10 protein-coding genes are annotated in these 13,163 nt (G+C 70.3%); 2 read left to right on the forward strand and 8 right to left on the reverse strand.

What is annotated here, in order from left to right:
* Positions 1-13 precede the first annotated feature (13 nt).
* Positions 14-1,483 (reverse strand): aldehyde dehydrogenase family protein, encoded by a 1,470-nt coding sequence (locus tag K1J60_RS01520; RefSeq protein ID WP_220644539.1) that lies wholly within the window; start codon positions 1,481-1,483, stop codon positions 14-16.
* A 217-nt stretch (positions 1,484-1,700) separates the two neighbouring features.
* Here K1J60_RS01520 and purU point away from each other — a divergent pair, with 217 nt between their 5' ends.
* A complete protein-coding gene (gene purU, locus K1J60_RS01525; RefSeq protein WP_052146168.1) occupies positions 1,701-2,582 on the forward strand; it encodes a formyltetrahydrofolate deformylase in 882 nt (293 codons plus the stop codon).
* Positions 2,583-2,681: 99 nt separating this feature from the next.
* On the opposite strand, the gene K1J60_RS01530 is transcribed toward purU, so the two are convergent.
* Together K1J60_RS01530 and betA are read right to left on the reverse strand one after the other, a co-directional pair.
* Complete coding sequence (locus K1J60_RS01530; protein ID WP_220644540.1) at positions 2,682-3,518, reverse strand: methylenetetrahydrofolate reductase; 837 nt, start codon at positions 3,516-3,518, stop codon at positions 2,682-2,684.
* A 3-nt stretch (positions 3,519-3,521) separates the two neighbouring features.
* Complete coding sequence (gene betA / locus K1J60_RS01535) at positions 3,522-5,192, reverse strand: choline dehydrogenase (protein WP_220644541.1); 1,671 nt, start codon at positions 5,190-5,192, stop codon at positions 3,522-3,524.
* Positions 5,193-5,342: 150 nt separating this feature from the next.
* On the opposite strand from betA, the gene K1J60_RS01540 reads away from it, so the two are divergent.
* The gene (locus K1J60_RS01540; RefSeq protein WP_220644542.1) at positions 5,343-6,146 is read left to right on the forward strand and encodes an IclR family transcriptional regulator; all 804 of its coding nucleotides are present in this window, start codon (positions 5,343-5,345) and stop codon (positions 6,144-6,146) included.
* 1 nt (position 6,147) lies between these two features.
* Here the strand turns inward: K1J60_RS01540 and K1J60_RS01545 are convergent, their stop codons facing one another.
* The 5 genes from K1J60_RS01545 to K1J60_RS01565 all read right to left on the reverse strand — a co-directional run bounded on the left by K1J60_RS01545 (position 6,148) and on the right by K1J60_RS01565 (position 12,939).
* A complete protein-coding gene (locus K1J60_RS01545; protein WP_220644543.1) occupies positions 6,148-7,278 on the reverse strand; it encodes an aromatic ring-hydroxylating oxygenase subunit alpha in 1,131 nt (376 codons plus the stop codon).
* 130 nt (positions 7,279-7,408) lie between these two features.
* Positions 7,409-8,572, reverse strand: coding sequence for an NAD(P)/FAD-dependent oxidoreductase (locus K1J60_RS01550; protein WP_220644544.1), 1,164 nt, complete (start codon positions 8,570-8,572; stop codon positions 7,409-7,411).
* The gene (locus tag K1J60_RS01555; RefSeq protein WP_220644545.1) at positions 8,569-8,931 is read right to left on the reverse strand and encodes a bifunctional 3-phenylpropionate/cinnamic acid dioxygenase ferredoxin subunit; all 363 of its coding nucleotides are present in this window, start codon (positions 8,929-8,931) and stop codon (positions 8,569-8,571) included. The genes K1J60_RS01550 and K1J60_RS01555 overlap by 4 nt, the downstream gene beginning before the upstream one ends.
* 396 nt (positions 8,932-9,327) lie before the next feature.
* Positions 9,328-10,413, reverse strand: a complete 1,086-nt coding sequence (locus K1J60_RS01560) for an S-(hydroxymethyl)mycothiol dehydrogenase (RefSeq protein WP_220644546.1) — start codon at positions 10,411-10,413, stop codon at positions 9,328-9,330.
* A gap of 135 nt (positions 10,414-10,548) precedes the next feature.
* On the reverse strand, positions 10,549-12,939 hold the full coding sequence (locus K1J60_RS01565; protein ID WP_220644547.1) for a SpoIIE family protein phosphatase: 2,391 nt from the start codon (positions 12,937-12,939) through the stop codon (positions 10,549-10,551).
* Positions 12,940-13,163 lie beyond the last annotated feature (224 nt).

Here is a 13,163-nt window from a genome sequence, read left to right on the forward strand (position 1 = left end):
CTTCTTTCGGCGTTCAGCCGCGGAACCAGCGCTGCGGCCGGGGTTGGATGTTCTGCCAGATGTGTTTGGGCTCTCGGTACTCGTTCAGGCCGGTCGGTCCCAGCTCCCGGCCCACACCCGAATGCCCGAAACCGCCCCATTCCGCTTGCGGCACATAGGGGTGGTAGTCGTTGATCCACACGGTGCCGTGGCGCAGTCGCCGGGCGACCCGCTGGGCCTTGCCCGCGTCCTGCGTCCACACGGCCCCGGCCAGCCCGTACTCGGTGTCGTTGGCGATGCGTACGGCGTCGTCCTCGTCGGTGAAGCGCTCCACGGTGAGGACGGGCCCGAAGGACTCCTCGTGCACCACGCGCATGTCCTGGCGGCACTCGTCGAGGACGGTGGGCAGGTAGTAGTGGCCGTCCGCCAGCGCGGGGTCGTCGGGCCGGGCGCCGCCGCAGCGCAGGACGGCTCCCTCGGCGAGGCCCGAGGCGACGTACGCCTCGACCTTCTCCCGGTGCTGCGCGGAGATCAGTGCCCCGGTCTCGGCCTCGGCGTCGTAGGGGCCACCGAGCCGGATGAGCCGGGCGCGGCGGACGACCTCGTCGACGAAGCGGTCGTGCAGGGAGTCCTCGACGATCAGCCGGGCCCCGGCCGAGCACACCTGGCCCGAGTGCAGGAAGACGGCGGTGAGGGCGAAGTCCACGGCCGTCTCGAAGTCGGCGTCGGCGAAGACGACGTTGGGGTTCTTGCCGCCCAGTTCCAGCGCGACCTTCTTCACGGTCGCGGCCGCGGTGGCCATGATCCGCCTGCCGGTGTCCAGGCCGCCGGTGAAGGAGACCAGGTCGACGCGGGGGTCCTCGGAGAGCGGGGCGCCCACTTCGGGACCGGCGCCGAGGACGAGGTTGGCGGCACCGGCCGGCAGCCCGGCCTCCTCCAACGCCCTCATCAGCAGGATCGAGGTGGAGGGGGTGAGTTCGCTGGGCTTGAGGACGATCGTGTTGCCGGCCAGGAGCGCCGGGGCGACCTTCCAACTGGCTTGCAGGAGTGGGTAGTTCCAGGGGGTGATCAGTGCGCACACCCCGACCGGTTCATAGACGACCCGGCTGACGGCGTCGTCGCGGCCGGTGTCGATCACCCGCCCTGCATCGGTTCCCGCGAGTCCGCCGTAGTAGCGGAAGCAGGAGACGACGTCGGCGATGTCGTACTCGCTCTCCACCACCCTCTTGCCGGTGTCGAGCGACTCCGCGCGGGCGAAGCTCTTGGTGTCGCGCTCGATGATGTCGGCGGTGCGCAGCAGCAGTGCGCCGCGCTCCCGCTCGGGTGTGCCCGGCCAGGGGCCGGTGTCGAAGGCCTCCCGGGCCGCGGCGACGGCCGCCTCGGTGTCGGGGCGCGTTCCTTCCGAGACGGTCGCCGTGAGCGTGCCGTCAGCGGGACATCGGATCTCCCGGTGACCGCCGGCCACCGGGGTCCGCCATTCGCCATTCACATACAGGTCTGCCACGCGCCGAGCCTTCCGACTGAAATTCGTTGCGCATCGTGCACCCGATTGCTTGTGATGGAACACCCTGTCGCCTGGCCAGACGGACGTCAAGATGTTCACCGATGACGATATGGCCATGTGACCACTTACCCGCCCGCCCTTGACCGCAAGCGGCACCGAGCCGACCATGTTGCGTATCGCTCACCTTGTTGTGCAATACGCACCGACGGAGGCCGCCGTGTCCATAAGGTTCCCCCGACCCCAGCCTGGCCGTGAGTTCGTCCTGACGCTTTCCTGCCCCGACAGTGCCGGGCTGGTCCACGCCGTGAGCGGCTATCTCGTCAGGAACTCAGGAAACATCCTGGAAAGCCAGCAGTTCGACGACCGACTTCAGGGCCGTTTCTTCATGCGGGTCCACTTCGACGTCTCCGACCCGAACGTCGACCTGGACGGCCTGCGGTACCGCTTCGGCCCCGTCGCCCAGGCGTACGGCATCTCGTGGTCCCTCAGCGACGCCTCCACGCCGACCCGGACCCTGATCATGGTGTCCAAGTTCGGGCACTGCCTCAACGACCTGCTCTTCCGCCGGCGCGCGGGCGCCCTCAACATCGAGATCCCGGCGATCGTCTCCAACCACCGGGAATTCGAGAAGCTCGCGGAGTCGTACAACATCCCCTTCCACCACGTGCCGGTGACCCGGGACACCAAGCCCGAGGCCGAGGCACGGCTGCTGGAACTCGTCCGTGAGCTGGACATCGACCTGGTCGTCCTGGCCCGCTACATGCAGATCCTCTCCGACGACCTCTGCAAGGAACTGGACGGCCGCGCCATCAACATCCACCACTCCTTCCTCCCCAGCTTCAAGGGCGCACGCCCCTACGACCAGGCCTACGACCGCGGGGTGAAGCTCGTCGGCGCGACGGCGCACTACGTGACGCCGGACCTGGACGAGGGCCAGATCATCGAGCAGGACGTGGTGCGGGTGGACCACTCGCTGGACCCCGGCCAGCTGGTCACGGTCGGCCGGGACGTGGAGGCCCAGGTGCTCGCGCACGCCGTGAAGTGGCACAGCGAGAGCCGGGTGATGGTCGCGGGCAACCGCACGGTCGTCTTCCGCTGAGCGCAACGGCCTCCGTATACGAACGACCGGTACGACACGAACGCCGGACGGGCTCGGAGCCCGTCCGGCGTTCGGCGTTTCCGTGTCCGGGGCGGGCGCTCAGCCCTCCAGCCGGTCCAGCAGGGCCCGCCGCCACCTCTCCGTCTCCGCGATCTGGTTGAAGGTGAACAGGTGCAGTCCCGCCACCCCGGACGCGGGGTCGGTGAGGACGTTCTCCGTGCGCCTGAGCAGCTTCTCGGGCGAGTAGCCGCCGGGCGCGGCGAAGCGCACGAACCACGACGCGTGCCGGGTCAGGAAGCGGGTGGACTCCCCCACGCCGATCTTCGTCGCCATCGCCAGCAGCTTCGCCCGCTGCACGGGCCCCGCGACGCCCACATGGACCGGCAGGGTCACCTCCCGGCGCCGCACCCGGACGAGCCAGTCCCCCAGCACCCGCGGGTCGAAGCAGAGGTTGCTCACGATGTACGTGGCGTGCTCGCGCTTGTCCCACATCGCCTGGACCGTGATGTCGTCGTGGATGAGCGGATGGCTCTCGGGATAACCGGTGACACCGACGTGGTCGAACGGCCGGCCCAGCTCGCCCAGCCGCCGCAGCACGGGCAGCGCCCCGTCGTAGGAACCGGCCGGTGGATCGGCGTCCCCCGCCGGGACGAACACGTCGTCCACGCCCGCCTCGCGCAGCCGCCCCGCGATCTCCTTCAGGTGCAGATCGTCCCGCAGGAGCCGGGCGGGGACGTGCGGGACCACACGGTAGCCGTGCGCGGCGAGCCGGACGGCGAGGTCGAGGGTCGGTTCCAGTCCCTTGACCGGCGACGCCGTCACGGTGACGACGACGTCGCGCGGGACATGGGCCAGGACCTTCTCCTCGGTGGTCCTCGCCGGCAGCACCTCGTAGCGGACCGTCCTCAGCAGCACACGGAGCCCCGCGGCGCCCAACGTCTACTCCGCCTGCTTCTGGACGTCACGGTGGCGGTAGTACGCGGCCTTCGACGGCGCCAGCGGCTCCTTGCCGAGGATCAGGTCGGCGGCCTTCTCCGCGATCATCATGACCGGCGCGTAGATGTTGCCGTTGGTGACGTAGGGCATGACGGAGGCGTCCACCACCCGCAGACCGTCCACGCCGTGCACACGCATGCTGGTGGGGTCCACGACCGCCATCTCGTCGGTGCCCATCTTGCAGGTGCAGGACGGGTGCAGAGCGGTCTCGCCGTCCTTGGCGACCCAGGCGAGGATCTCCTCGTCCGACTCGACGGACGGTCCGGGCGAGATCTCCCCGTCGTTGTAGGGAGCGAGCGCGGGCTGGTTGAGGAGCTTGCGCGCCACCCTGATCGCCTCGACCCACTCGCGGCGGTCCTGTTCGGTGGAGAGGTAGTTGAAGCGCAGGGCGGGGTGCTGCCGCGGGTCCTTGCTCTTGATCTTCACCGAACCGATGGCGTCCGAGTACATGGGCCCGACGTGCACCTGGTAGCCGTGGCCGCCGGCCGGCACGGAGCCGTCGTAGCGGACCGCGATCGGCAGGAAGTGGAACATCAGGTTGGGGTAGTCGACGTCGTCGTTGCTGCGGGCGAACCCACCGGCCTCGAAGTGGTTGGTGGCGGCCGGGCCCTTGCGGAAGAGCCACTGGAGCCCGATGAAGGGCGCGCGCCACTTCGCCAGGTACGGCTGCATGGAGACGGGCTGCTTGCAGCCGTACTGGATGTAGACCTCCAGGTGGTCCTGCATGTTCTCGCCGACGCCCGGGAGGTCGTGCACGACGTCGATGCCCAGCGCCCGGAGTTCCTCGGCGTTGCCCACGCCGGAGAGCTGGAGCAGCTGCGGGGAGTTGATCGCGCCGCCGCAGAGGATGACCTCCTTGGCGCGGACCTGCTTCGGGGCGCCCTTGCCGCGCTGATACTCGACGCCGACGGCCTTCTTGCCCTCGAAGAGGACACGGGTGACGAGGGCCCGGGTGGTGACCGTGAGGTTGGGACGTCTGCGGACGGGCTTCAGATACGCCTTCGAGGCCGAGAGCCGGCGTCCGCGGTGGACATTCCGGTCGAACTTCGCGAAACCTTCCTGCCGGAAGCCGTTGACGTCGTCGGTGGGGGCGTAGCCCGCCTCCTCGGTGGCCTTGAGGAAGGCTCCGAAGAGCGGGTTGGTCGCCGGGCCGCGCTCCAGGACGAGGGGACCGTCATGGCCGCGGAACTCGTCGTCCGGATCGGCCGCGAGACAGTTCTCCATGCGCCGGAAGTACGGCAGACAGTGCGCGTAGTCCCAGGTCCCCATACCGGGGTCGGCCGCCCAGCGCTCGTAGTCCATGGGGTTGCCGCGCTGGAAGATCATGCCGTTGATGCTGCTGGACCCGCCCAGCACCTTGCCGCGCGCGTGGTAGACACGTCGGCCACCCATGTGGGGCTCGGGCTCGGACTCGTACTTCCAGTCGTAGAAGCGACTGCCGATCGGGTAGGTCAGCGCCGCGGGCATGTGGATGAAGACGTCCCACGGGAAGTCCGACCGGCCCGCTTCCAGGACCAGCACTCGGTTCGCCGGGTCGGCGGACAGCCTGTTTGCCAGTGCACTGCCCGCGGAACCACCACCGACGATGACGAAGTCGTACTGCACAGGGGCCATGGGTGCCTCGTCTCGCTCGCGCCGTAGATATGCGAGGCATGCTAGACCGGTCGCGCTATGCGCACCAGGTTGCGAACGACGCAACTTGAGGAACTTCGTTTCGGGGCGGTTACTTGCAAGTGTGTTGTTTACTGCGCGTATAGTTGCACTGTGAGCAACTACAGCCTTGACACGGAAACGTCGAATTCACACGGGGGCTCGGGCGGTGTCCAGTCGGTGGACCGCGCCATCAGCGTCCTGGAGATCCTCGCTCAGCGTGGCGAAGCCGGCGTCAGCGAGGTGGCGGCGGAGATCGAGGTGCACAAGTCCACGGCCTTCCGTCTCCTCGGCGCCCTGGAGGCGCGCGGTCTGGTGGAGCAGGCCGGCGAGCGCGGCAAGTACCGGCTCGGCTTCGGCATCGTGCGCCTGGCCGGCGCGGTCACGGGGCGTATCGACATCACGCAGCAGGGCCGTCCCGTCTGCGAGCGGCTGGCCGAGGAGATCGGCGAGACCGTCAACATCGCCGTGATGCAGGAGCATTACGCGATCAACCTGTACCAGGTGCGCGGCCCGGGGGCCGTCACCGCGCACAACTGGGTGGGCCAGCTGACCCCCCTGCACGCCACGTCGAGCGGCAAGATCCTGCTGGCCCACCTGCCGGCGAAGGAACGCGCCGAACTGCTGTCCACCGTGGGCATGAAGAAGGTCACCCCGCACACCATCACCGCGAAGACGAAGCTGGAGAAGAACCTCGTCGCCGCACGGGAGCGGGGCTACGCCTTCACCCTGGAGGAGTTGGAGATCGGCCTGCACGCCATGGCCGCACCCGTTCGCAACCGGGACGGCGACGTCATCGCCGCCCTCAGCGCCTCCGGGCCCTCCTACCGGTTCACCGAGGAGCGCCTGCACGAGATGTCCCCGGTGCTGCTCAAGGGCGCGGCCGAGATCAGCCACCGGATGGGCTTCCTGGGCTGATTCACCCCTGAGGGGTGCCGAGGCGCTCGTTCACCCAGTCGTGGAACGCGCCGATGTGGTGCTCACTGGGCACCAGCACACCGCCCTTGGCGTACAGCCGGGAGCTCATGCCGGGCTGGGTCCGCTCACAGGCCTCGAAGTCCTGGAGGTTGACCCGGTCGAAGAGTTCCACGGACCGGCTGACGTCCTTGCCGCTCTCGACGACGTGCGGCAGATACAGCCAGTCGCACTCGACGATCGTGCGGTCCACGGACACCGGGTACATCCGGTGGAAGATCACGTGGTCGGGTACGAGGTTGATGAAGACCTGCGGCCGGACGGTGATCGCGTAGTAGCGGCGGTCCTGGTCCTCGGCGACACCGGGAATACGGTCCAGACCCTCGGAACCGTCCACGGTGAACCCCCGCACCTCCTCACCGAACTCCGCGCCATGGCCCACGTAGTACTGGGCGGCGTACCCGTCCGCGAACTCCGGCAGCACCTCGGTCAGTTCGGGATGGATCGTGGCACAGTGGTAGCACTCCATGAAGTTCTCGATGATGAGCTTCCAGTTCGCCTGCACGTCGTACGTGATCCGGCGGCCCACCGAGAGGTTGCCGATGTCGTAGCGCTCGATCGACTCGACGTCGCCCAGGCGGGCGATGACCTCACCGATGACGTCCTCCTCGAAGGACGGCGGGTTCTCCGCGAGACAGACCCAGACATACCCGAGCCATTCCCGTACGGCGACGCTCACCAGGCCGTACTCGGTACGGCCCACATCGGGCATCTTGGTGAGGTTGGGCGCGGCGACGAGCTTGCCGTCCAGGCCGTACGTCCAGGCGTGGTAGGGGCACTGGAAGGCCCGCTTGACCTCGCCGGACTCCTCGGTGCAGAGCTTGGCCCCGCGGTGTCGGCAGACGTTGAAGTACGCGCGGATCGAGTTGTCCCGGGCCCGGGTGACGAGGATGCTCTCGCGGCCCACGTCGACGGTGCGGAAGGCACCGGGCTTCGCCAGCTCGGAGGCGCGCGCGACACAGAACCACATGGTCTCGAATATGTGCTCCTGCTCCTGGGCGAAGACCACCGGATCGGTGTAGGAGGAGCCGGGAAGAGTGGCGATCAGGCTGTCGGGCAGGCTGGTCGAGGTCACGGGGCACTCCTCGGGGAACGTCGCGGAGGGATCATGCGGGCGCCGGGAGGAACGACTCCGGTCGGCGTTGTGTATGGAGCAACGCTGCGCGCTGTGGGCAACCGCAGCATGGGGTGACGCCAGGGTGGTGTCAAGATGTGGTGGCGGCAAGTTCCTTGCGCACCCGCGTGAACAGCCGCGGCTGGTTCATCCCGAGCACGGCGATCGGCCGGCCGGCGCGCCGGTAGACGGCGAGGACGTCGCGGTCGTCGGCCGCGCCCGCCTCGACGGTGACGCTGTCGGCCTCGGCCGCGTTGCCGGCGAACTGGATGCGGACGCCGTACTGGTCCGACCAGAAGTACGGCGGCCTGGGTACGCCCGGCTCGACCGCGCCCCCCGCCAGCAGGGTGGCGACGGCGGCGTCCGGGCGCTCGCGCGCGCCGGTCCAGTGCTCCACACGGCGGTGGCGGCCCGCACGGGGGTCGTACCAGTTGGCGCAGTCGCCGACCGCGACCACGGAGGCCAGGCTGGTACGGCCGTCGGCGCCGCACTTCACCCCGTTGTCCAGCGCGATGCCGGAACCCGCGAGCCACTCGACGCACGGGCGGGCCCCGACGCCGACGACGACGATGTCGGCGGGGACGCTGCGGCCGTCCTCCAGCAGGACGGCGTCGACCCGGTCCTCGCCGCTCAGTCCCTTCACCCCCACGCCGCACAACAGCCGTACGCCGTGGTCGGCGTGGAGGCCGGAGACCACGGCGCCCATGGTGTCGCCGAGCGGTCCGGCGAGCGGGGTCGACGCCGCCTCCACGACGGTCACCTCAAGGCCGAGGGCGCAGGCGGTGGAGGCGACCTCGGCGCCGATGAAACCGCCGCCGATCACCACCAGGCGTCCGCCGCGGGCCAGTTCGTCCCGCAGGGCGCGGGCGTCGTCCAGGGTGCGCAGGGTGTGGACTCCGGCCAGGCCCTCGGAGCCGGGCAGGTTCCGCGCCACGGCACCCGTGGCGATGACGAAGCCGTCGGCACGCACCTCACGTCCGTCGGCGAGGCGGACGGCTCGCCCGGTGTGGTCGAGAGCGGTGACGCGGGTGCCGAGCAGCCACTCGGCCGCCAGGTCCTCGTCCTGCGTCTCCAGGGCGAGTTCGGCCTCGCCGACGGTGCCGGCCAGGAACTCCTTGGAGAGCGGGGGCCGGTCGTAGGGACGGTGCGGTTCGTCGCCGATGACGACCAGGCGCCCGTCGAAGCCCTGCTTGCGCAGGGAGCGCGCCGCCGAGAGGCCGGCGAGAGAGGCGCCGACCACGGCGACGGTCCTCACGCGGGACCTCCGGCGAGCCGGGCGGAGATGCAGGGCGGCAGGTTGGGGGCCTCCGTGGAGAGCCGGACGTAGATCATGCCGTCCTCGACGGCGACCTCGTGCGTCCGGACCGGAAGCTTGGCCGGCGGGGAGTCGACCGCGCCGGTGCGCAGGTCGAACTTGGAGGCATGCAGCGGGCATTCCACCTCGCAGCCCTCCAGCCAGCCGTCGGCGAGCGAGGCGTCCTGGTGGGTGCAGGTGTCATCGATGGCGAAGACCTCGCCGTCGTCGGTGTGGAACACCGACACCGGCGGGTCGATGTCGAGCCGGAAGGCCTCACCTCGCGGAAGATCCGCGAGACGGCACGCGGGAATCATCATGACACCTCGGGTGCGTATAACGAAACGGTTTGCGGTAAGCGCAACATCAGTCTGGAGTCGCCCAGAACCCTTGTCAAGACATCCAGAGGCCCCTCCGAGTCCCTCGCATCGTTGCGTTATTCAAACCCCACCTCACATAGAACAACAGAAGCCCGGTCGGGGTCATGGCCGCACAGGGGGGTGCCGTGACCCCCGCCCCTGCGGTCTCCGCGCTGATCAGCCGGCGACGACCGCGCCGGAGGGCACTGAAGGCGATGGCGAGACCCACCACCCGATCACCCCGGGACGCGCCGTTCCCGGAACACGACGACGAGCCGTGGCCGGGGGATGCCCCGGCCACGGCTCGTCCGTCACGCTCCGCGGGCTACGCCGACGCGGCCGCGGCCCTCCCCGGCGTCAGAGGACCACCACCGAGCGCAGGACGTCGCCGCCGTGCATCCGCTCGAAGGCCTTCTCGACCTCGTCGAGCGCGATGGTCTCCGTGACGAAGGTGTCCAGGTCAAGACGGTTCTGCAGGAAGAGGTCGATCAGCATGGGGAAGTCGCGGTCGGGCAGGCAGTCGCCGTACCAGGAGGACTTCAGGGCGCCGCCGCGGCCGAAGACGTCGAGGAGGGGGAGTTCGAGTTTCATCTCCGGGGTGGGGACGCCGACGAGGACGACCGTGCCGGCCAGGTCGCGGGCGTAGAAGGCCTGCTTGTAGGTCTCGGGGCGGCCGACCGCCTCGATGACGACATCGGCACCGAAGCCGCCGGTCAGCTCACGGATCGCCTCGACCGGGTCGGTCTCGCGGGAGTTGACGGAGTGGGTCGCGCCCAGTTTCCTGGCGGTCTCCAGCTTGAGGTCGTCGATGTCGACCGCGATGATCTTCGCGGCGCCCGCCAGCTCGGATCCGACGACCGCCGCGGCCCCGACTCCGCCGCAGCCGATGACGGCGACCGTGTCTCCCCTGCCGACGTTCCCCGTGTTGATCGCGGCGCCGATGCCCGCCATCACCCCGCAGCCCAGCAGCCCGGCGACGGCCGGCGACGCGGCCCGGTCGACCTTGGTGCACTGGCCGGCGGCGACGAGGGTCTTCTCCGCGAAGGCGCCGATGCCCAGCGCGGGAGCCAGCTCGGTACCGTCGAGCAGGGTCATCTTCTGCTTCGCGTTGTGGGTGGCGAAGCAGTACCAGGGGCGACCACGTCGACACGCCCGGCAACTACCGCACACCGCACGCCAGTTGAGGATGACGAAGTCACCGGGGGCGACATCCGTGACCCCCTCCCCCACCGCCTCCACCACACCCGCGGCCTCATGGCCGAGCAGGAAGGGGAAGTCGTCGTTGATCCCGCCCTCCCGGTAGTGCAGATCGGTGTGGCACACCCCGCAGGCCTCGACCTTCACCAGCGCCTCGCCCGGGCCGGGGTCCGGCACGACGATCGTTTCCAGACTGACGGGGGCGCCCTTGCCCCGCGCGACGACAGCACGGACCTGGTGAGCCATGGCCACTCCTCGGCTGGTACGAGACCTGAGTCTGATGTTTCTCATCGCGGCACGCATAGCGCGTACCGCAACACAGCATCGTGGAGTGCCGACCGGGGGTCAAGGAGTCGCACGGTCGTCGGCGCCGCTCCGGCGCTACGCCGTCCGTTCCTCGTCGGGGAGGGCCTGCTCGGCCCAGATGGTCTTGCCCGTGCGGGTGTGGCGGCTGCCCCAGCGCTGGGTCAGCTGCGCGACGAGGAGGAGGCCGCGGCCGCCCTCGTCGAAGGCGCGGGCCCGGCGCATGTGTGGAGCGGTGGCGCTGGAGTCCGAGACCTCGCAGATGAGGGTCGCCTCGCGGATCAGCCGCAGCTGGATCGGGGACCCGCCGTAGCGGATGGCGTTGGTGACCAGCTCGCTGACGACGAGTTCGGTGACGAAGGAGAGGTCCTCCAGCTGCCAGGCGGCGAGCTGGTCGCAGGCCAGTTTGCGGGCCTGCCCCACGAACGCGGGATCGGCCGGGACGTCCCAGACCGCGACCCGGTCGGCGTCCAGTGCCCGGGTCCGGGCCAGCAGCAGGGCCACGTCGTCGACGGGGCGGTCCGTCAGCAGGCTCGCCAGGACTCCGTCGCAGGTCTCCTCCAGCGGACGGGCCGTGCCGCGGAGAGCCTGGCGCAGCCGTGCGAGTCCGTCGTCCAGGTCGCGTCCGGCCCCCTGGACGAGGCCGTCGGTGTAGAGGGCGAACACGCTGCCCTCGGGGACGTCGAACTCCGCGGTCTCGAAGGGCAGACCGCCCACGCCCAGCGGGGGCCCGATCGGCAGGTCGAGGAAGGCCGCCTCGCCGTCCGGGGTGATCAGGGCCGGTGGCGGGTGGCCGGCCCGGGCCATGGAACAGCGGCGCGCGACAGGGTCGTACACGGCGTACAGACAGGTGGCCCCGATCTCGCCCGGGCTCTCCGCGTCCTCGGCCTCGTCCGTGGTCAGCTCGGACTCCAGCCGCAGCACGATGTCGTCGAGCTGGGTGAGCAGCTCGTCCGGAGCCAGGTCGACGTCGGCCAGGGTGCGCACGGCCGTCCGGAGCCGTCCCATGGTGGCGGACGCCTGTACGCCGTGGCCGACGACATCGCCCACGACCAGCCCCACTCGGGCGCCGGACAGCGGGATGACGTCGAACCAGTCGCCGCCGATGCCGGCGCGGGTACTGGCCGGCCGATAGCGGGAGGCGACCTCGACGGCCGCCTGCCGGGGCGCGCGGTGGGGCAGGAGACTGCGTTGCAGTTCCAGGGCGATGGCGCGTTCGCGGGTGTAGCGGCGGGCGTTGTCGACGCAGACGGCGGCGTGGGCGGCGAGTTCCTCGGCCAGCAGCAGGTCGTCCTCGCCGAAGGGCTCGGCCGTGCGGTGGCGGGAGAGGATCGACAGGCCGAGGGTGAGGCCGCGGGCGCGCAGGGGCACGGCCATGATCGAGTGGATGCCGTAGGTCTCGATGCTGCGGGCCCGCTCCCGTGAGCCCCCCGCCCACCGCAGCCCGGTGACGTCGTCGACCTCGTACAGCAGGGCACGGCCGGTGGCCAGCGCGCGGCCCGACGGCGAGCCCTCGTCGTAGCTGTGTCTGCTGCCGACCGGGATGACGGCCTCGGGGCAGCCCTCCAGCACGGACCGGTGGGCGGCGCGGCGGAAGACCAGGGGACCGGCGTCGGGCGAGGGGGCGGCCTCCTCACCGGCGAGCACCGAGTCCAGCAGGTCCACGATGATGAAGTCGGCGAGATGGTCCGTGCACACCTCGGCGAGTTCCTCGGCAGTGCGGGTCACGTCGAGGGTGGAGCCGATCCGGTTGCTGGACTCGTTGAGCATGCTCAGGCGTCGGCGGGCCAGGAACTGCTCCGTGCTGTCGATCGCCGCCAGGCACATGCCCCGTACGTCGCCGGAGGCGTCCTTCAACGGGCTGAGGGAGACCAGCCACGCGTGCTCGTTCGCCTCGCCCGGCGCGCGCAGCCACGCCTCGAACGGCATCGGCTCACCCGTGCGCAGCACGCGTCGCACCGCGTCGTCGAGCCCCTCGAAGCCCGGCAGCCGACGCTGTCCGTCGACGGACACCCCCACCCGCCGGCCGAGGAGGTCCTGCTGCGGCCTGCCCATCACCGTCTCCATGGCGGAATTCGCGGACACCGCGAGCCCGTCGTGGTCGAAGAGAGCGATCGGCACGGGGAGCTGGTCCAGGGCCAACCGGCGCAGCCGGGCGGCGGGCTCCGGCACCGTGGCCGTCAGGAACCACTGCGTCCGGCCGGCGGAGTCCAGCAGGGGATGCGCCTCCAGCTCCAGCTCCACGTCGTGACCGTCCCGATGCCGTGCGTGCACGGGGCCGTGCCAGTCGGCCGGTTCACTCAGACGGCTCCGCGCCGAGGCGGGAAGGGACCGGGCCAGCAGGTCCGCCGCGCGGCGGCCGAGCACCTCGCCGTGCTCGTATCCGAGCACCCGTCGCGCGCCGACACTCCACGCGACCACCAGTCCCCTGGCGTCGACCGCGGCCGTGGCGACACCGTGCTCGCCCATCGTTCCTTCTCTCCGTACGACCGGAGCCGTGGTCCATGGGCTCACAGATCGACTGCGGGGCACTGCTTCCAAGCTTCATTGTGCGCCGGGCGCGCCAGACATGGCGCGCGACCACCCGGCACACCCGAGCCCCTACCCTGCCACGTCACCTGCCTCGCGGGCGCCCGGTTTCACGCCTCGTCCGGACACCGCGGCGGCCCCGCCCGCGCACGTGCCTCCGCCGG

It is taken from the genome of Streptomyces akebiae, from assembly GCF_019599145.1.
In the GTDB taxonomy this organism is placed as follows: Bacteria; Actinomycetota; Actinomycetes; order Streptomycetales; family Streptomycetaceae; genus Streptomyces; species Streptomyces akebiae.

What these genes read in the sequence shown, in the direction of transcription:
- betA (WP_220644541.1), bottom strand. Translation starts at nt 5,192, where the DNA reads ATGGCCCCTGTGCAGTACGACTTCGTCATCGTCGGTGGTGGTTCCGCG.
- K1J60_RS01555 (WP_220644545.1), bottom strand. Translation starts at nt 8,931, where the DNA reads ATGATGATTCCCGCGTGCCGTCTCGCGGATCTTCCGCGAGGTGAGGCC.
- K1J60_RS01560 (WP_220644546.1), bottom strand. Translation starts at nt 10,413, where the DNA reads ATGGCTCACCAGGTCCGTGCTGTCGTCGCGCGGGGCAAGGGCGCCCCC.
- K1J60_RS01565 (WP_220644547.1), bottom strand. Translation starts at nt 12,939, where the DNA reads ATGGGCGAGCACGGTGTCGCCACGGCCGCGGTCGACGCCAGGGGACTG.